Annotated in this window: 12 protein-coding genes; 1 reads left to right on the top strand and 11 read right to left on the bottom strand. The window is 42.5% G+C overall.

Translation table 11 applies throughout. The features are described 5' to 3' along the window. Nucleotide 1: 1 nt before the first annotated feature. Nucleotides 2-1705 (bottom strand): hypothetical protein, encoded by a 1704-nt coding sequence (locus ACO6S0_RS05855; protein WP_422351065.1) that lies wholly within the window; start codon nucleotides 1703-1705, stop codon nucleotides 2-4. Between the two features lie 768 nt (nucleotides 1706-2473). Between ACO6S0_RS05855 and ACO6S0_RS05850 the strand changes: the two genes are divergently transcribed. Further along, the gene (locus ACO6S0_RS05850) at nucleotides 2474-3256 is read left to right on the top strand and encodes a helix-turn-helix domain-containing protein (protein ID WP_422351064.1); all 783 of its coding nucleotides are present in this window, start codon (nucleotides 2474-2476) and stop codon (nucleotides 3254-3256) included. A gap of 112 nt (nucleotides 3257-3368) precedes the next feature. Here ACO6S0_RS05850 and ACO6S0_RS05845 read toward each other — a convergent pair whose 3' ends face one another. The 10 genes from ACO6S0_RS05845 to ACO6S0_RS05800 all read right to left on the bottom strand — a co-directional run bounded on the left by ACO6S0_RS05845 (nucleotide 3369) and on the right by ACO6S0_RS05800 (nucleotide 19882). Beyond that, nucleotides 3369-4358 (bottom strand): hypothetical protein, encoded by a 990-nt coding sequence (locus ACO6S0_RS05845; RefSeq protein ID WP_422351063.1) that lies wholly within the window; start codon nucleotides 4356-4358, stop codon nucleotides 3369-3371. A 65-nt stretch (nucleotides 4359-4423) separates the two neighbouring features. Next, a complete protein-coding gene (locus tag ACO6S0_RS05840; RefSeq protein ID WP_422351062.1) occupies nucleotides 4424-5440 on the bottom strand; it encodes a hypothetical protein in 1017 nt (338 codons plus the stop codon). A 12-nt stretch (nucleotides 5441-5452) separates the two neighbouring features. Further along, entirely contained in the window at nucleotides 5453-7183 is a 1731-nt protein-coding gene (locus tag ACO6S0_RS05835) for a glycoside hydrolase domain-containing protein (protein WP_422351061.1), read from the bottom strand. 37 nt (nucleotides 7184-7220) lie between these two features. Continuing rightward, nucleotides 7221-9287 (bottom strand): alpha-L-fucosidase, encoded by a 2067-nt coding sequence (locus ACO6S0_RS05830; RefSeq protein ID WP_422351060.1) that lies wholly within the window; start codon nucleotides 9285-9287, stop codon nucleotides 7221-7223. A gap of 18 nt (nucleotides 9288-9305) precedes the next feature. After that, nucleotides 9306-11348 carry a glycoside hydrolase family 172 protein gene (locus tag ACO6S0_RS05825; protein WP_422351059.1) on the bottom strand — a complete coding sequence of 681 codons (2043 nt, stop codon included), beginning with the start codon at nucleotides 11346-11348 and terminating at the stop codon, nucleotides 9306-9308. 384 nt (nucleotides 11349-11732) lie between these two features. Further along, nucleotides 11733-13016, bottom strand: coding sequence for a glycoside hydrolase family 172 protein (locus tag ACO6S0_RS05820; protein ID WP_422351058.1), 1284 nt, complete (start codon nucleotides 13014-13016; stop codon nucleotides 11733-11735). A 15-nt stretch (nucleotides 13017-13031) separates the two neighbouring features. Beyond that, nucleotides 13032-14507, bottom strand: coding sequence for an alpha-L-fucosidase (locus tag ACO6S0_RS05815; RefSeq protein WP_422351057.1), 1476 nt, complete (start codon nucleotides 14505-14507; stop codon nucleotides 13032-13034). Between the two features lie 26 nt (nucleotides 14508-14533). Then, entirely contained in the window at nucleotides 14534-15538 is a 1005-nt protein-coding gene (locus ACO6S0_RS05810; RefSeq protein WP_422351056.1) for an alpha-L-fucosidase, read from the bottom strand. Nucleotides 15539-15627: 89 nt separating this feature from the next. Further along, nucleotides 15628-17850 (bottom strand): alpha-L-fucosidase, encoded by a 2223-nt coding sequence (locus ACO6S0_RS05805; protein ID WP_422351055.1) that lies wholly within the window; start codon nucleotides 17848-17850, stop codon nucleotides 15628-15630. A gap of 376 nt (nucleotides 17851-18226) precedes the next feature. After that, the gene (locus tag ACO6S0_RS05800; RefSeq protein WP_422351054.1) at nucleotides 18227-19882 is read right to left on the bottom strand and encodes a RagB/SusD family nutrient uptake outer membrane protein; all 1656 of its coding nucleotides are present in this window, start codon (nucleotides 19880-19882) and stop codon (nucleotides 18227-18229) included.

The raw sequence follows: 19882 nt of genomic DNA, 5'->3' as shown, positions 1-19882 counted from the left end.
ACTATTTTTGACGCCTTAGCTTAGCTTGGTCTTCCCCTCCATTAATGATATACAGTAATGGTATAGGGCGATCTACACCTTCTTCATAGACTGGCTTTGAAGCCCAAGGCGTAACGGAAAGTACATTGGCCATATCCATCCAGAATTGTAATCTAGCTCTTTTTAAGTTCCATGTCATATGAAAATGGTTGGCCGGGGCGTAATGCTTGTACTCATCCATTGTGGCGTATTTGGGCATCACAAAGGTATGTGGCCAGGTTGGATTTGCCGTTTCACATACGGCCCGGGCCAATTTTTGAGGTGGAAGTACAGTCTCCGCCTCATCCCAGACCATAGAGAACATTCCTGAAAGGGAACTATAGGCCAATCGGGCAGCAATACCCTCTATCCCTGCTGGTGAAATGAAATGGACGGAATTTCCCAAATAGGAAAAATACTCCACTGCTTTTGGAAAAGTGATGTTCTTTATAATTTCTTTGGAATCCGTACCTGGCAAGGCGGCCCAATCGAATGAAGCTGACCCAGAGTTCACTCCGTCCACAAAACCTTTTTGTTCCCACCGCGTATCCCCCTTCAAATCCACATTTTGCGAAGCGGCAAAAGTTTTGATCTCATCCGGGCTCCATACTTTTCTAAAATCCATGAACAGGGGTGGGTTGCCACCAGAGAGCCAAGTCATGAACAGTTGGGTCAACAAAGCTTGTACATCGGCCTCTGTTGCGTATGGAATTACCTCTTTTGGTCCATTATGGTCAAATGTGGAATTAAAAAGTGATTCCATGATATCTGCAACTGGAAGTGGAATTCCACGCGCATCGGAACCCCATTCCAACTGGCTCATAAATCCGCCACCTATGGCATTAAGTTCTTGCATTAAATCCCTAACGATCAGATACAGGGCAAGGCTTTTATCCAGATTTTCATTATCAATGTCCCCGGGAAGCTCTATTCCTGCAGAACCTTCCACCAGCCAATCACGAAGTCTGGCCAATTCTTCTTTATCGTAAGACTCCCTAGTTAACAGATCAGCTAGAAATTTCATATCCATTCTTGTGATCTCAAGTCCAAACTGGTTACGTGTAGCTGCCACATGGGGCAAGGCCGTTTCCATTCCCATGGAATCATGTCCGAACACCAAAACACGTTTCCCTTTCAAACCTTGGATCGTAACCGCTGCATAGCACCAATCCACAAGCGCATCCCTTGTTTCATCGGTCATTGTTGGGTTCAATCCAGTATCTGCCCAACTCCCAACGTTTATGTGCACCAACCTTCCCGATTGGGCCAGGGCACCGTTCGTGGCATGGGTAAACACAACGCCCGGTCTTGGGCCGCTGTTCCCTGTGGTAAAATTAAAGGGCGTATCGACCGGGAAATGTGATAGCAAGGACATTACCGTCAATTGTGGGAAAGCCCATGTATCCGGCACACATACCAAAATATTTACCCCAGCGGCCTTAAATTGGGCGGCCACCGTATCCGCTTGGTTTTCACCATCTACCAAAACATCAGAATAAACCACAGGTACGTTGGTTCCATTTGGGGTTTGGATGGTACCTGAAAGTTGTTCTGCGGCCATTTTTATGATGTTTCCAGCTCGCACACGGGAATCTTCGTCAATCCGTGGATCACAGGTGGCAAAAACCCCAATAACAGGGAGTCCAGTATTCTTTTTGATTTTTGTATCTAGCTTGATTGCGGTCATAGAATAGTTTATAATTTTTAGCTTTTATTAAATGAATGTAAAGTGCTTGATGGCTATCTTTTAAAAGTCATAACCTATTCATAGCTTAGGTTTTATAGGCCAGCTCCTTGATTTCCTCCTTGGTTTTCTTGTGGATTTCAATACATTCTTTTTAATACTTTGGAGTCGGTAGAAACAGAATATCCCGAAAATTCCATCAAGTTTGTTAGTGAAGTCTGTATACATTTTTCCATTTCATCAGCAATCGGATCAACCGGTCCATTTTCTAAGCTCCACATTTCCCTAAGCAATGTATTACTAGCAAAAAGTGCAGGAGACCTTCCCGTTTACATGCTTTTACCTGTTAAAACAACAGTTTGAAATCAAAGATATTTGCATATGGGATGGATTTAGTGTAAACCTTGATCAATTTTGTGTACGTTTTTACACCCGGTTTTATCTGGTTTAAAAAGCAAGCAAGGCAGTACTGATTCTAAAGGGCATCCTGTTGGGCATTGCCAATTATCAGGTCAACAACCGACCAATGGTAAGTAGTATGCTGAGCTTACAAGCTTAAAAGTTCCATTAGCTCCTCGGACTTTAACCCTTAAAATTGGGCTATGGAGAAAAATATCCAATGATTTATGTATAATTTTACTCCGTATGTTAATCGCCAGGCAAATTTCAAAAAGTGGGGATCCCTCCACTGACCATCAAATATTCAGAAAACTCAAGTTTCAGGTACTCTGTTGCAGATATTGGTGGTTCGAAGCGTGGAAAGGGAAAAAAATGTCCTTTCCATTTTGGAGGTTATACTGGAACAAAAATCAAGGGGCCTATGTCCATTTCAATGAGAAAATTTACCTTACCCCGGACAAAATTTACTTAATTCCCCCGTTTACCCCTTTCTCCAATAATATTGAAACCTTTAAGTTTCAAGACAATACTGACTATTATTTTAAATGTGGTAAGATCAATTCCAGGGAAGAAGAAAGCCATCACGAGCAAATAGGGAACATTATACATTTTTTTGTGCATTTCAATCTGGGCCATCCCTTTGATCAAGTGACACCTGGGGTCTATCCACTGCAATTGACCGAACAAGAAAGGAATCAACTGGATCTGATCACAGGTGGATTAATCAATGATTCGGCCAATTTTTCCATAAAACAATCCCTGATAATATACAACCTTGTTCTTTCAATGGTCAATAGGCTCCCTCTTTCGGTTTGGTCCAAAAAGAAAACCAACGAAAAAATCAGAATGGTCATGGAGTTTATTGAACAAAACCTTGATTCCAAACTGACCAATGAAGTTTTGTCTGAAAAAATCATGGTCTCGCCAAGCTCCTTTCTTAGATTGTTCCATAAGAACATTGGACAAAGCCCCAGTACCTTTATCAAACAAATGCGTTTGGAAAAAGCGAACAATTTACTTTTGGATACGGATAGAAGCATTGATACCATAGCATTTAATTGTGGGTTCTCTGATCGTCATCATTTTACCAAGGTATTTTCCAAGGAAATGAAAATATCCCCCGCTGCCTACAGAAAGGCAATTGGCAATCAATGAATCCTTATACACCACATTGGGAGTTGCACAATCCATGTAATAGATTGAGGCTCCGGAACCCATCTTTATTTCAAAGGCTTAGAGCCCAAATATATGTGTGAATTGCACCTACTCAATCTTTCCGCCACTCCATTTTGGCCAAATAAAGTCCCTTCTTGTCCCAGCCAGTATTGGAAATGTACCAATCTTCACCATCTTTAATGACCTCTGCAGCATGAATATCTTCGAATGTCGTCACCAAATTTTCATTTGGAAAGTTCATTGGATCATCGGACCAATAGACATGGGTAAGGTTATACTCCGTCATCGCTAAACAAATAAAGAGATAGAACAGTCCATCTTTATATATCACCGTTGGGCTCTCCGCATCCCCTCCCCATTCCACTTCATATGGTTGGGTGTGCACAATTTTTGGTCCACTCCAATGATCGGTATCAGGACCTTTTCTAACGGCTACGCATGATCGCAAATCGACTTCGCTAAAGGTGCGGGTATAATAAAAGTAATACTCATTATTATACTTCATCACATAAGAATCCCTGGCATGTCCGGGATCACTAAAAAGTGGATTGAGGGTGTGCCGCTCCCAATTGAACATGTCTCTGGACGTTGCTTTATGAAGGGTTCCCCAAGAAGCATAGTTAGGGGCATGGGGTTGAAGGTTTCCTGCATTATAAAACATGATATATTCGTCTCCTTCCTTAAAAATATGGGGTGCCCAAAGAACCCTTTCCACACCTTCTTTCGCTCTCAGTGCATAGTCATGATCTTCCCACTTATCGGAAAAAAGGTCTATAGCGGATATATGAAAAAGCTTGTTTTCCCCAGTCCATGGGTTGATAGGGGCATGTCCAATTATACCATAAGCATGCCATTTACCATCAGATCCCTTCACGAATCCGTGGTCATTGGTGTACCAGGTAGTATCAATTTCAGACCGAGTGTCATTTGGATTAAAGATGTGCTTCCATTCGCCCACCACGGTTGGAACCAAAGGCTTTGTTGTAACTTCTTCTACAACGGTTTGGGCCTCTTTGGCTTCTTTTTTCGATTGGCAAGCACAAATAAAAACTGCCAATACAAGGGCTTTCCAGTTTTTCATTTTTTTTTGATTCAACGTTTGTTTATCCCATAATGACATAAGCAATTTACGCTGCAGGCTAAATTTCACTTTTTATCTTTTACTTGTTCATCTTGATTTACCCATCCCAATTCCGCCAAGGTCACGGATTGGTATTGGTAATAGTGTCGATCTTCAGGACCGCAGGAGGAAATATATTCCTTTCCCTTATAAGTAAATATCTTGGCGGCATGACCGAACAAGGTGGTCACCACATTATTCCCATAGTCAAAGTAATCAGGGTTTTCCGATGCGACCACAATGGTCTCGGTGTATCTCCTGTGGGCATAGGTGAACAACAAGTACCAGATGTTTCCACGTTTGTACACACTTGGCGATTCGATTAAGGTGGCGAAGTTGTTATCATTAATACCCAATATGGTCTCGGGGGTTTCAAAGTTTACAAAGTCCCTGGTACGTATTCTCAGAACCTGGGATTGTTTTACACCCTTGTTTCCTGTGGACACGATATGGATCCAATACTTGCCATCCGGGCCCTTCATAATATGTGGATCCCTAGATGAGATCCATAGGTCGTTTGGCAAAATGGCCTTGTAGGTCCGTTCCCATGTGTAAAGATCATTGGACCAAGCTACTTCCAAACGCCTTGTACCCTTCAAATAGGTTTCAAGAACCATGGCATACCTGTCAGACGCTTCATGATAAATGACATAAGGGGCTCCTAAGTATTCCGTACCGTCTATTTCCGAAAGGGCCATTTCTTCGCGTTTCCAATTTTGGGTGGCATCATCGCTACTAAGGTGTCCCAAATACGGATGGTAGCGATACAGTTCCTTCCCTTCCGGGGGATAAGGATTATTGATACCAAACCAATGCAGTTTGCCCTTTTTATCAACAATAAAACAATGGTCGTTGGTAAACCATTCGTTCCCATCAAAATCGGGGGAAGGTTTGGCCTCAAATATTTGGCGACTCTCTCCTTTTAAAAATGGGATATCCACTTGATTTACAATATGCCTGCTCTTTCTATTGTTTTGGGCTTTAATACTGCTTACAATCACCAACAAGGCGGTAATCATAACAGCGGTTCTCATTGTTTTCATTTAATTGTTTGATTATTCCACGCTTAATGCTTCCAGCATTTTTCTCCTCTTTTTTCTGAAATCTCCAATATTGGTATCGTAATGCTCAAAGTTGTATACAGTGGTGCCAATCAGTTCCTTTGCTTCTTCAGGAAACTTTTCCGCATACATTTTCAGCAGTTCATAATCCACAATACCGTCGCGCATGGCTTCCAACCGAATGGAGGGGAATATTTTATCCTTTGCCGGGTAACTTATCCAACAGTCTCCTCCGGGAAGCACGTTTCCCGAAGAGCCTATCAGTCCCGACACATCACCATACGGATTCCCTGAAACTGTAATTCCACCTTTGGAATCCCAATAATTAAAACCCCAATGGAGATAACCTGGAATTCCATATTTGTGGTTTACCCAGTGGAGCAGTCGGGTCTTGATCAAGGGCTGTTCCACAAAACGATTCGCGTATTCGCCTTTGGGCGCCAAACAAGTGTAGTACCATGCTTCGTCCCCGTTGGCCTGTTGTTCTTTGTAGAAATCCAGGTCTTCGTTCAGATAGTTCATTTGAGGCACCCAAATATCGATTTTGCCTTTCAATTGTGACGTATGGCAGGCTTCTATAATTTTAACGCCGGGTATTTTGCTTCTTACATAATCAGAGATTGCAATGTATGAAGCAGCATTTGCATCTATGGGTTCATCAGCAATGTGCTGTACGTACTGACCTGCCCATCCATTGCTTTCAATATTTTTTAGGAGCGCTGGCAAAAACTGGTCGTAAAAGTTTTGGGTTTCCAAATCAGCTATAGGTTTGGTTTCCATATAGGTGGTATCTTTTTCCACAATGGGGACTTTTAATCCAAATGCCCCAGTCCAACTACCATCGATACGATTGCCAAAATGCCCCCCTTCCAATCGGCCAATGACGCCTTCTTCTTGAAACAGCCTTACAAGCTTGTTAAAATTGGTGAAATCAAAACTCCAAATACCATCCTTTTGTTCAAATCGAGTATGGTCCAAGGGTGAAATCATGGCCATATTCTGCCTATAATCTGCCAAGATTCTGGCCATTACCCGTGCAAGTTTCCAATAAACAGCACTGTATTCCTCAACAGGTTCATTATTGTTGAGGTATTTCAGGTTATCAAGAAAAAACCAATTTGTTACCCAGAGCGAAGTTTTATGGATCACGGGTTTAAACACTTCCAATGTGAACGGCATAGTTTGAGAAAAAACATTTCCATCTATTTCACCGGTAATCCTGGCCTCTCCATGGTACACTCCAGTTGGGGCATCGGTTGGAATTTTTATGGTCAGCCAAATGGGCTGTGTCGTTCCAAAGGGAACGTCAGTGGACTCCTTATACAGGATTGGGTCCGGAAAATAACCAGATGAAGAGCGCAAAATATCCTTGGAGGGTTCAGGATTGGTTCGCCCCACCTTTACATAACCTACAAATCCTTTTTTGATATCGGAAAGCAGGATCCCCTCTTTTTCTGGAGTGGCAACACTTACCCTAAGATTCTGGATACTCAAATTGCTCCTTACCGCAAACTGGAAGCTCGCATGTTCACCCCGTACCACATCGGCGTGGGCCGGCGCATCAACAAAATAAGCTGCCTCGGGCAGTACTTTTTCCAAAGGATCAACAAAGGTGAACGCTACCTCATAAGACGGTTTTTGACATGCCCCGAGGGATATGGCCAACATGACGCTCACAATTTTCAGTTTAACAAATCCCGTTGGTCCCATTTTTATTTTCTCCATAACCTTGATTTTATGTCATTGGCCAGCATTCATATTTTTAGTACTCGATAACTACAGCGGTATGTCCCGTAAATTCGGGAACCATAAAATGAGCCTTACCTTCTTTTACTTCATATTTCAAGTTCTTGCCATTGGGAACAGTATACATCTTTTTTATCTTTTTCCCTAAATTCAGCACTACTGGCGTATTGAACAGTGGAACCAAATCTTCAATAACCTTCACGCTACCTCTTTGGATAGGTGCTGCGTATAATAGGTGCAATACATATCTTTTCTTCTCGGGTTGATGCAGAAGATTGATTCGACCAAGGCTTGGAAGATCCACCTCAACCATAGGCTCCACTTCCAAAGCCCTATATGCTTCTGTAAATATTTCCCGGTGTACCCTTGCACCTTCCCTGTAGTACATCCTGTCCAGGTTATGGGCGATGTACACATTGTTCCCGCTTTTCACCACTCCTGGATGTGCTGCATCTTCTAGGCGATAAGGTGTATTGGCATGGGACGTAAAATGCTCCCATGTACGACTAAAATATGGCTCACGAATAGCGGCTATTGTTCTAGCCCCTGCCTCGGCTTTTACACGCACACCAGGCTCGTAATTGAGAAATGGGGATGAAATCAAATTATCCATTTTAGGGCCAAGGCCGTACAGATAGTCAATATCATATTGTGCTTCTCCGATGAATTCAACGCCTAGATCAAGCTGAAACTGTTTTTTCTGGGTATCAAATGCACCTTTTCCAAGTACCAATAGCTTTCCTCCCCTGGCCTGAAACTTTTCGAGCCTGGAAATCTCATTTGGGGACAATTCCACCCTACTTGGAACAATGATGGCTTGCAATCCCGACCAATCCTTTAAGTTACTGGCGATCACAAAATTGATTTGATTCTCCATCAGCATCCGGGCCATCCCCTCGTCTCTTGAGGAATCTTTGGTAAACCACATCCCAACCACGGCCTCATGATCCGCACCCACGCCGTAATCTTCAATTTTTTTCACATAGTCAAAGGCATGTCCAATGTTCTTGTACGTAGCCATTTCCAATTCCCCGGAGGGATGTAACTGATCTCCAAAATTTGCCGATGCCCCAAAAGCCACCATGGCCGCTGCCTCGTACCAGATAGCATCTTTATGCTTAAAACCTCCGAATTCTCCCCATGCCTTGTGGAATTTTCCACTCATAGCCACCATATCCATTCCTGTATTGGTAAAATACTTTGCCCGGTACGGGAAAATATCATAACCGCCCCATGCGGTAGGCAGGTCCTCTAAATCCACCTTGGTATTGTACTTGTACAATTCATGGTTGAATGCATTCCCAAATCCAAGGTGGGTCGTCCAATTATAAAAAACTGATGCATGCGGAATGTGCTTTAGAATCATTTTCCTAGTTTTATCCAAAAACTTTTTTGTTTTCAGCACATGGTAATCGTTGGCCGCCTTATCATCCCGCCAATCGATACCTTTGGCTTCCATGTCTTTTTTACTCCATTCATTGTAGTTGGGGCTACTCAATGGAATAATATCATACCAAAGTCCATCGATGTCATATTGGGTCACGAGTTCTTCCGTCTGTTTTAGAATAAGGTCCAGGTAAGCTCCTTCCGGAAAAAGTACGGGCCACCCCCAAGGCATGGCATCTGTTGGATTTGCAGCCTTCTTCTGTTCGGTGTAATTATCTCTTCCATCCTTACCCAAGAACACCCATTCAGGGTGGTCTTCAGCATCTTTTACCGACCAACCTATAGTGAAGTAAGCCTGCACCCGCACACCTATTTCATGGCATGCCTCTATCTGGGCTTTCAGCAAATCAAAATCGAGATTGGGATGTTGGCTTCCTATTTTGGTTGGGTAGTAAGACCATCCATGGTGTCCTTTTGCAAAGATGTTGATGGAATTTACATTCCCGGCTTTTAGGGCCTCCTGGAATTGTTTTTTGTTAAATTTCCCACCTATATCCAGCAGCGCTTCCGAGGTGTGAAAATCAAGGTGAATCTGTCTTGTTCCTTCCCGTTTTCGGTAATCGGGAATCTCCTGACCATAAAGTTTGGTGAGAAACACGGATAAACATCCTATCAGGGCATACTTTAACATTTTCATATTTTATTTTAGTTTATTTTATTTCATCTCTATTCTTAGGTAATCAAACCCCAGCTCATTGGCTTCCCGAATCTTCGGATTGGAGCCTTTCACCACGAGTTTGAACACATTATCACCTTTCTTTATCAAACCGTCTTTGAAAGTGTAGCTCTTGAGACTTACTTTATCCCCGTACAGATCAAGGTTTTCAAAGATGGGTTCATCATTCAAATACACATCTGCGACTACATATTTGGGAGCGTGTGTAAATATGACCTCCAGTATTCCTTTTCGTTCCTTTTCAGAATAAAAGACCGTCTCTAGTTCATCTCCTTTTTTAATATTTTTCCAGAACAAGTGATTACGGCCACTCCAGTCGTAGGACAGAAATGCCTCTACCAAGGTTTCCCCTCCGGTTATTCGTTTTACCTTGAAGCTTTCCCCTTCAAAGCGCTCCGCATGCTTTACAGGGAGCTTCACTCCTTCGATATCTTCCCTTACCTCTGCTTTGGATTCTTTGGTTCCATACCAAAAGACGGTTGGGGAATAGTCCATTTTTGTGCGTTCATCCCAATGCCACAATTCCATGTCAAATCTGTATGAGGTATTAAAAGGTACGGCATCCAATGTACGCCAGCGGCTATTGACCGTCATCCCAGGACTTCTATTCCCATCTCCAGTGGGTTGGGCATTGAACGGGGTATGGAAATCCACAACACTGCACCAAGCATATCCATAATAATCTTCGGTGCCCGTACCAAAATGCGACGGAAACGTTTCACCATCCACATAGATTTTATCATCGCCCTCGCCCCACCAGTAATAGCTATTATTGAAGAGCGTCAACACATCCCCAACATGCTTTCCCTTACCGGAAATGTTGATGTAATTGATGTCTTGTTTTTTGTTTGTTTTGATATCCGAATAAATCCTCCAGTTTGAATGAAAGTATAAACTCCGTCCATCCCATTGCCAAGGGTCACTGTGTATATCGAACTTTGTTAGTTCAACTGACTGTTCCCCTAAATTATGTACCGTAATTTTTGCCAAATTTTGAAAGGGCATGGGAAAATAGGAGATCATTTCCCCATCTTTACGCACTGCACTATATCTGGATTGGTAGGGTGCTATTTTATATCCGGTTCCAAAGAAATCCCCAATGGGTGTCCAAACCGTTTTTTTGCCATCAAATTCCATTTCAAGAACGGTAGAACGTAATGCTTGCTCCAAGTTTTCAGCCTTGAGTTTCACCACAAGTTTTTTAATGGCCTTACTTCCTTCAAGGGTTGTTGAAAGGGAATTTCCCACCTTTACTTCACCGGTCATATTAATTATCCCGAGCTTTCCCAAATCTGGTTGTGCATTCACTAAATCGGTCTTCACCTTTGCAACAAGATCTTTGTGCACACCTTGTTCCAAATCTCCTTTTTGGTAGGACCTTACGGTTACATTGTCATCATATTTTCGGTAGTCTATTTTGTAGTATACTGCATCCCTTACCCTCTCATCCCCTTTTTGGTATGTAATTTTTATGTGTTTAGCAAAAGTTAAGGGGAAATAAAGATTGTGACCGGAATACCATTTTTCATTTTCCAGGAACAAAGAAGCTCGCTCTGAAAGCGGGGCGCCCAAGTAAGTATTCGAAGAAATCACCTCTCCTATATTTCCTTCAATTTGTGGGGTTTCTGCATAATCAAAATAGATACGCAATGTTCCATCGGAGAAGGTTTCAGGTTGTGGATTCCATGCGCTCCAAATTCGAACGATGGCACCCGGTCCGTCCACATCCATAATCACATGCTCGTTTGACGCTCCTGTTGAATCCATTGGGAACACGTGTGAATCCCCATTATCAAACCAACCAGGTTGATCGGAAGACACGGCCTTTTTGGAATAACTACTTACCTGAAGTAATTTATAAGGTACAGAATCCAGCTTAGCCAGGACATCCCTATCGATCATTTCCCGTAACAATGATTCAACAGTTATGTCGTATTGTTGCAGGTCTTTTTCACAAGAGACACCGACCAACACCATGCCCAACAACGTCAGCAACACGTATTTCTTGATCTTAAATTTCATATTCAAAAACATTCCTTTCTGTTTTATTAGATGGCAAATGCAAAAAAGTACCGTTACTTTATATCAAACATTGAAATGCGAATGGGCCACCACATGATTGTAGGCTTCCACAGGAGCTCCATTTCCGCAATCATCAATTGTTAATGTTCCAATGCCTTCCCCAGTGCCTCTGTATATGGGCTATGACCATAATTCCCTATCATAGATCCATAGGCTTTTCGTTGAAAAGGGCCATTGTCATATTACCCAAAACGTCTATTCCAATTTCTTTGATGAAATTCATCTGCCTGCAAGACAATAGCACGCATAGGCTTGCCATGTCACCGAAGAAATTTTTGTGGATACCGTTCAGCATTGTTTGTCGTTGGGGTTTTCCTTTCTACACTAATTACCCACCCGGCCATAGACCTTTTCCTTTAAATTCTTCATTCTTAGCTCAACCGGTGGCAAAGAAGGTAAGTTGGTAGAGGGTCTATCCAAATAAAAATAGGCGGTAGCGGAAACATCGTCACTACGGTAAAAGTTTGTAGAGGTGGCACTTGGGAACTCCTCATCGGTTACCTTGGGCGGGTTTTCCATTTCCATGTATCGCTTTGCGGCATCATAGCCATCTGACTCCACATAGGCCCAAACCGGAGTAATATCCGCCCCATTTTCATTTAATCTGTTGATGTTCTCTTTTGTTGAATTCCCTATTTGCTGTATGGTAACCCTACAGTCTTCATGGAAGTAAACGGGGTCATAGGTATGAAATCTGTAAAAGGTATAGATATCATGCTGTTTATTGGATACGGTGCTACCTTGAATCATATTATTGTATTCTCCTTGCCCCCACCCGGTTCCAATATAATCTTCCGTACCAGTTCCGGCCAAAGTTGGAAAGGAGCTGTCACCATCTTTGTAAATCTTTACCTCTCCTTCCCCAAACCAGGTTCCCCGGTATTTCTCATTTCCGACTACGCCAATGTTAGTGCCCATATATCGACCTTTTCCTTCGATCTTGGGCAAAATGGTGTAATCCACGCCCTTGGTTGTGGCCGTATCCCTGTTCCAGTAGGCATGGAAGTACATAGCATCTTTATCGAGCTTGGGCATCTTTACCATATTCACTTTGTAATAGAACATTAAGAATGCATCGGACTCGTTCACAATTTCTATTCTACCCGATTTTCTGAAAGGCATGGGTATGGCACAATTGAACGACCTTCCTTCTGGCATGGAGAAAAAAGTATTTTCAAAGGGGCGCATCAAACCCAAACCGATACCAAAAAAATCTGTAAAAGGAGCAGAAACAGCTGGTTTGGATTCCCCATCCCAGTACATATTGATACTTACCTTTCTACGGTTTTCATGAGACCACCCAAAGGAATTCGCCGCCCATATTTTCGTAATTATGCCCGGACCTTGTTGATCAAAAATAACAAGGGTATCCTTAGGACCGATCATGCTAAAAGCATCTCCCTTGGCTCCTTTATTGGTTAATCCCCCTTTACCTTTTTCTCCTTTTTTGTTCTCTGAGCTTATCCAACGGGTCTCGACACCTTCGGGTGCGGCCAGATAGTATTTTTCAATGTCGCTGGGAGTAAACGCTTTCCCCTCCTTCGGTTGATTGCACCCAACAAGTGTAATGAATGGTAACAAAACAACTACGTTCAAAAGATTTTTCATTTTGTATGGTTTATTTTATTTGATTTCGGTTATTTTAAAACTCCACGCATGTTGGCATGGCAGCTCATCGTAGGTCAAGTAAGGAACTTCAACAACCAAGTTCCTTCCTTCTGCGGTGTACATCAATTCCTTGTCATGGCCAAGTAGTGTCACTTTGGTCTTCTTAGAGGGCTTTACCCCCTTTACCACCAATTTTCCTTTAGGAAATTTAGGAGCGATAGCGTATAAATTATTTCCTTTGGATGTAAAGAATACTTCTTTCACAGCCTTTCCCGGTCCGGGGTCTATGGTCTGTTTTAAAATATAATCCCCTCCGAGATAATGTGTGGTTTTCTCGAAGCTTTGATCTCCGTCAGACCATTGCACATTGCTTTCATCCCATTCCCTGGTCCCGTAAATGGCTTCTCCGTTCACTTTTAACCAAGCACCCATTTCTTTTAGGCGCTGCTGCATGATGGGCGGGATATTACCACGTGCATCAGGGCCTATGTCCAGAAGTAGATTTCCCCCTTTGCTAACAATATCTACGAGCATAAGTACCAAGGAGCGCGTAGTGTTGTAATCTTGCTCATCTTCATTTTGATTATATCCAAACGAGAATCCCATGCCCCGGCATTCTTCCCAAGCTTTTTCATATGCCTCATGGGCCCCATACTCAGCAGTGTAGTACCCTCCATGGTTAAAACGCACCCCATCTCCCCAACGATCATTGATGACCACTTTGTCCTTTATTTTGGACTCATTGAACAACCAAGCCAGGAGTTCAGGTGTTTTCCAATCCTCCGGTTTCATATCCCAGTCTCCATCCCCCCAAATGGCATCGGGCTCATAGGTTTGGACAAGGTCTTTGAATTGGGGAATAAAATGTTCTTCCACAAAACGTTTCTTATCATTTTGCCACCAGGGATGGTACCATTCGTAAAGAGAGTAATACAGCCCCATTTTCACTGTGGTATTTTTAACGGCCTTGCTCAACTCTCCCACCAAATCACGCTTTGGCCCAATGTCCATACTGTTCCAGGCAAAACCCCTATCATTGGCTTGTTTGTTTGGCCATAGCGTGAATCCATCATGGTGTTTGGAAGTAAGCATGATGTACTTGGCGCCCGCTTCTTCGAAAAGCGAAGCCCACTCATTGGCATCAAATTGATCGGCCTTGAACATTTCACCGAAATTGTAATAACTGAAATGGGGGCCATAGGTCTTTTTGTGGTATTGGTACACCTCATCGCCCTTAAAACTACCGTTACCAAAAAGGGTGCGACCTTGCATCCAATGTTGGTACCATTCCGAATAGGTTCCTTTTGGTGACCAAGCAGGAACTGAATAGGGGCCCCAGTGGATGAAGATTCCGAATTTGGCATCTTCAAACCAATCCGCAACAGGTCTTTTATCCAATGATTCCCAATCTGGCGTATATTTCTGTTGGGCATTGGCTATTTGAAGACCTAATGCCATTGCGATAATTAAAAAATTAATCTTGTTTGTCATTTTTATTAAATTATAATTTGGAGCATTTACTTGAATTTGGGCCTGTTCCCCATTTGAACTTCTTTATCGAATTCCAATTCAATGACAGTAACTGGTCCAGGATAATCCACATTTGACAGATCAAATTGCAATTTTGTTCCCTTAACGGAAAAAACCACATCCTGTTCGCCATTGAAAACCCTTGCCCCTATAAGTTTCTGAAGGGGATTATCCAAAGCAATGTACTTTACTGTTTTATCGGTAATAAACAACCATGCTTTTCTGCCCTTTCGGGTGCTCACTCCTTCCTTGAAAGGATAGAAAGGCCCTCCCCTTATACCGTATATAGCCTGAGCATGTATATTCAACCACTTGCCCAACTCGTCCATTAATACAACTTGTTCAGGTTCAAAACTACCATCGGGACGCGGCCCCAGATTGATCATGTAGTTACCATTATTGCCCACCACACCTACCATATTCATTATTAATTCATCGGCAGACATCAACACCGGATCGTGATTGTAAGCCCATTGTGTTTTATCAATAGTTACCCAAGCTTGCCAGGGGTGATTCATCCATCCTGTGACATTATTGCCATGGTTTACCGCCCTTTCACGTTCTTGATGGTCTCCAGCATATTTTAGCCCATCCATTTTCATATGGTTGGTTTTACCTTCCGCCTTTCTGCCGATATCAATTCTGGAACTTAAAGGAATATCGGGTTTTACTGTGTGAAACTCCCTATACAGCTTAGAGCCAACTTCATGGGTGTATGTGGCATCCCATTCGCCATCAAATTGAATAAGGTCCACATCATACTTGGAAATCAATTCTTTCACCTGATTCTCCATGAACTTAAAATACCGGTCGAGATTGGGACTATCCTTCTGTTTGGCTATTAAAGGGCCAGGGCCGTCGTATCGATAAGGTTCCCAATCCGGATGATACCAATCAACATTGGAATAATATGTCCCGAACATGGTGTCATTTTTATTGCAAGCGCTGCTTAGGGCAGCCATGGTATCGAGCTTTATCTTGGCATTTTCCATATCGTACTCCGTTTAATCGGAAAACCCAGAAGGGAAACCAACGAAAGCTTGCTGACATATTTTACTTTCATCTTTCCAATTTTAACACCTTATTCTCCAAGAATATCCAACTCGGCCACAGTTGCCGATGTGCTTCCGCCCGCACCATTTATAAGTTCCATTTGCACAAAACGTGCTTTTACCACTTTCTTAAATCTAGTGGTTCTGGGGGTCGGATCGTTGATTAGGTTGCCCTGATCAAAAACCACTACTTCCTTCCAATTTTTACCGTCTTTGCTTACTCTGAAAATACCTTTTTCTATGAGTCCTTCCTTAAAATTCAATGGAGGGGTGTAAATAAATCCTGAAATGGTCTGGGCCTTCTTAAGGTCTATGGTCAATATAGGTTCACCTTGTCCAGAATTCCAAAACGTGTTTGGATCAGCATCAACGGCATGGATGCTTTTATGTTCTGAACTACTTTCCCCCTCTACTTCCCAGTTTTTCTTTACCAAACCAAATGCTCTTTCTGCCAGACTTCCCACCTGCGTTTTGGCAAAAGCCTTGGCTTTTACATTCCCAGATTCCAAAGAAAATGGAGCATTATAAATAGGCGACTGTTCATTGGGTTCACTCCCATCCTTAGTGTACCTTATAACCAAGTTATTTGTAAGATTTTTATGGAAATCAATCCCATGGCTCTTCCATGAGAAGTCCTTTTTCTTGGGGCTTATACCCACCATTCCATCAAGGTTTCTTTCAATTTCCAATTGTGGGGGGCGTGGGGTATAATAATGGGCCGACACAGCGGAAATAGCCGGTGATAAGCGTCCTTCCATAATTCGCAATCGCAACCTATTCGTGGTTATCTCTGGAAAACGAAGGATCCGTTTATACCCTACCGTAGTAGCTTCAGCCACTTGTTGCCATTCGCCATGGAGCCATGCGTCCAAAGCGTGTTTTTCTATGCGTTGGCCGTGTAAATGAATGGCTTCTTGTAATGTGAATCTGTTCAGTGTAGTTTCTTTAGGTAAGTTGACTACATAGCTCCCCTTGCCTCCTTTGGCCATCACATAGGTGTTTTCATCCCCATCCAATAGATTCCCATCACCTTTGGCACCTTCTAGAAGGTCTATACCGTAAGTTTCTTTGATTCGTTTGCCTACTTCTTTTAGAACGGCCACATCTTCATCCGAAAAGCGTCCATTTCTATTCGGTGGAATATTTAAAAGTAAGTTGGTATTGCCTCCTATGCATCGTTCATAGATATCGAATACGTCTTCAGCGCTGCGCACTCCTTGCTCATCATCATTTCGATAGAACCAACCTTCACGTATTGAGGTGTCGGTCTCAGAACAAAGAAAATGTAGGTAGGCCCCATTGTAAAGCACTTCCCGACTACCCAAATCCCCATACATATCCGGGAATAAGTGCATTTGATGCGGATCTTGGTCAAAAGTAACCACGTCCCATTCCGATACCCTTGTGGCACCAGATTCATTACCTGCCCATCTTACGTCTTCTTTCCCAAAAATTACGGCCTCTGGTGCCAATGTTCTGATCAGCTTTTTCCAAGCCAGGTAATTGTATTTCTGATCCCCTTTACGTTTGGGATGGGCGCCGTCAAACCATACCTCGTGGATTGGCCCATATTCGGTAAGAAGTTCAAAAAGTTGGTTTAGAAAGTACTCGTTGTAATCATCCACATTAAATGTAAATGTGCGTTTGTCCTTGAAGGGGCGACCTTCAACTGGGCGCGGAATGACCCTGTCGTAACATTTGCTCAGGTTTCCATAAAGGCCCTCTTTGTTTTCAATTTGGTATAAATCGGCAGGTGATAGATAAACCCCAAGTTTCAGTCCATATTTTTTGCATGATTCGGCTAGCTCCAGTAGCACGTCGCCCTTTCCATTTTTAAAGGGAGAGGACATTACCCCGTGAGTTGTATAGCGTGATTGCCATAAGACAAAACCGTCATGGTGTTTTGCTGTGAACATCACCAATTTCATGCCTGCTTCCTTAGCCACACGACACCATTGATCGGTGTCCAAATTCCTTAAATCAAAGATTCTTGGTTCCTCAAAACCATCGCCCCATTCTTTTTGGGTGAACGTATTCACCCCAAAATGGACAAAGCAGGTGTATTCGAGTTTTTTGTAATTGTACTGATTTTTGGTCGGGACAATTTTCGCCGCTTTTTCCACAATGGTTTCCTTGGTGTCGGTTGACTTGACCCTATAGGTATTTGGCCCTGTCTGGGCTAAACATCCAACACTTATGCACAATGCCATAAAAGGTGCGATAAAAAAGTCTCTTTGTGTTTTTGAAATCATAGCATGCAATATTTTGGACTACATCGGAATACAAACATCGTAGTGCAATTATGTCTTTATTGTCGTTTGACCTTTAAAAAATCAACTAGTTGAGATTTATGGAAAACCTTGGTACGAATAAAGCAAATTGTCCAAAAAATTAAATGTACTGTTTATCCATACTTGTGTAGATTTTAGTCAGAACATTAGTGTAAGGGCTTAGGACCAAACAACCTTGAAATTTCCACAAGTCTATAAAAAATGTACAAGAGGGATCATTTTTAATTGATGGTTTTTCCTTGTCCCATCATACAAAAGTAAAGCCCGTAGCAACCAATGGTCCCTGCGGGCTTACCATAACTAACCTAACTCAAACATTATGATTTTACCCAAACACCTACCATCCAGGGTTTTGCTCAAGATTTTCATTTAACTGAATTTCATCTGTAGGGATTGGGAACAAGTAATTCTTTTGCGCGAATTGCCTAACACTGGCATCATCCGCTATTATAAATCCGTCCCCATCTACATTAACAGTTACATCTGGGTATTCCGTTTCAAATTCAGTTCCTTCAAACTGTACACCTCTCAACGCTACAGGCAGCACATTCTCTGCAGTTTGCCAACGCCTTAGATCGTCAAATCTAAATCCTTCATACGCCAGCTCAACACTTCTCTCCCTTCTGATTTCTTCCAACATATCAAGGGAATTGACTGTAACAAAGGCATTGGTTAAATTCGCCACCCCTGCCCTTGTCCTTAAAAGGTTGATGGTTCTGTTAAGGTCTGCATCTAAAATATTTCCATCTTTTTCATACAAGGCCTCTGCAAGATTAAGCAATACTTCGGCATAGCGTATAGCCATAAAATCATAGGTTTGCGCCCCCGAAGTTGCATTAGCCCCATTGGCAAGGAACTTTCTGGATTGATACCCGGTATTTGTTAATCCGTTACCTGTACCAATTGCTGGCTGTTGTACAATATCGTCACCGTCTACATTTCTAACGGTGCCTGGTTTCATAATTGTTCCCAACATTCTCCAATCTCTATCTTCAAATTCCGAACTTAATGTTGCCCTACCTTGAAATAAAGGAGAATCCGAAATAGGCAACCCATCAGTACAGAGATATAAATCGGCCAAGTTTTTTGTAGGTGCTGCATGTTGAGTATCTACCCATCGTGAGGTGTTATGCGTTGAATTTATGGCGGCATCATATCTGCGTGCCAAAATAGTTTCTGAACTACCTTCTCCTTCATCCAAAAACAGGAAATAATAACTATCGGCTCCATAATCATCAAACAATTCAAAAGCACCACTATTAACAACTGCATTGGCAGCGTTAATGGCCATATCCAAGAAACGATCACTCTCATTTCCACCATGGTACTTTTGCCACGTACCTTCAAAAAGAGCCACTCTTGACTTAAATGCCAGGGCAGCCTCAGATGATATACGACCTATATCCGCTCCTACCAGTTCATTATAACCTGGCAATCTGGAACTAGCCCAGTCCAAATCGGATATTATAAAGTCCGTAATTGCAGTTCTACTTGATCTAGCAGCGAACAACTCCTCTGAATTGATCTCCAAAGGTTTGTCAACCAAGATTACACCGCCATAACTCTTTAGTAACCCGAAGTAGGTCCAGGCACGGAAAAAGCGCAGTTCAGCAACATACCTTTCCGCCTCTGATTGAATTTCTGGCAAAGCCTCTTCATATTGGGCAAGGGCAATGTTAATTGAGCGAATTCCTCCATAGGGATTAGAGTATGCATCGTCTGATTGGGGCACAAGGTTATTTCCTGCACTTACTGCATTTGTACCTTGTCCCATGCTTAGGTCCGAATTAAGGTCCAGGGTTCCATTGCCGTGACCTCCTAAGCCGTTGTAGAAATTATTTGCCCAATACTTCCAATCATCCCCACTTTTCCAAAAAGTAGCTGGTGAAAGTTGATCCAATGGTGCCAAATCCAAATCTTTGTCACATGAACTTATGGTTATTGTCAAAACAATTAGTCCTATTGCTTTAATTTTATCTATAGTCTTTCTCAT

Source organism: Flagellimonas sp., from assembly GCF_965233845.1.
Classification (GTDB): Bacteria; Bacteroidota; Bacteroidia; order Flavobacteriales; family Flavobacteriaceae; genus Flagellimonas.
The sequence above is the reverse complement of the archived record's forward strand: the minus strand, read 5'-3'. Positions and strand labels throughout refer to the sequence as shown.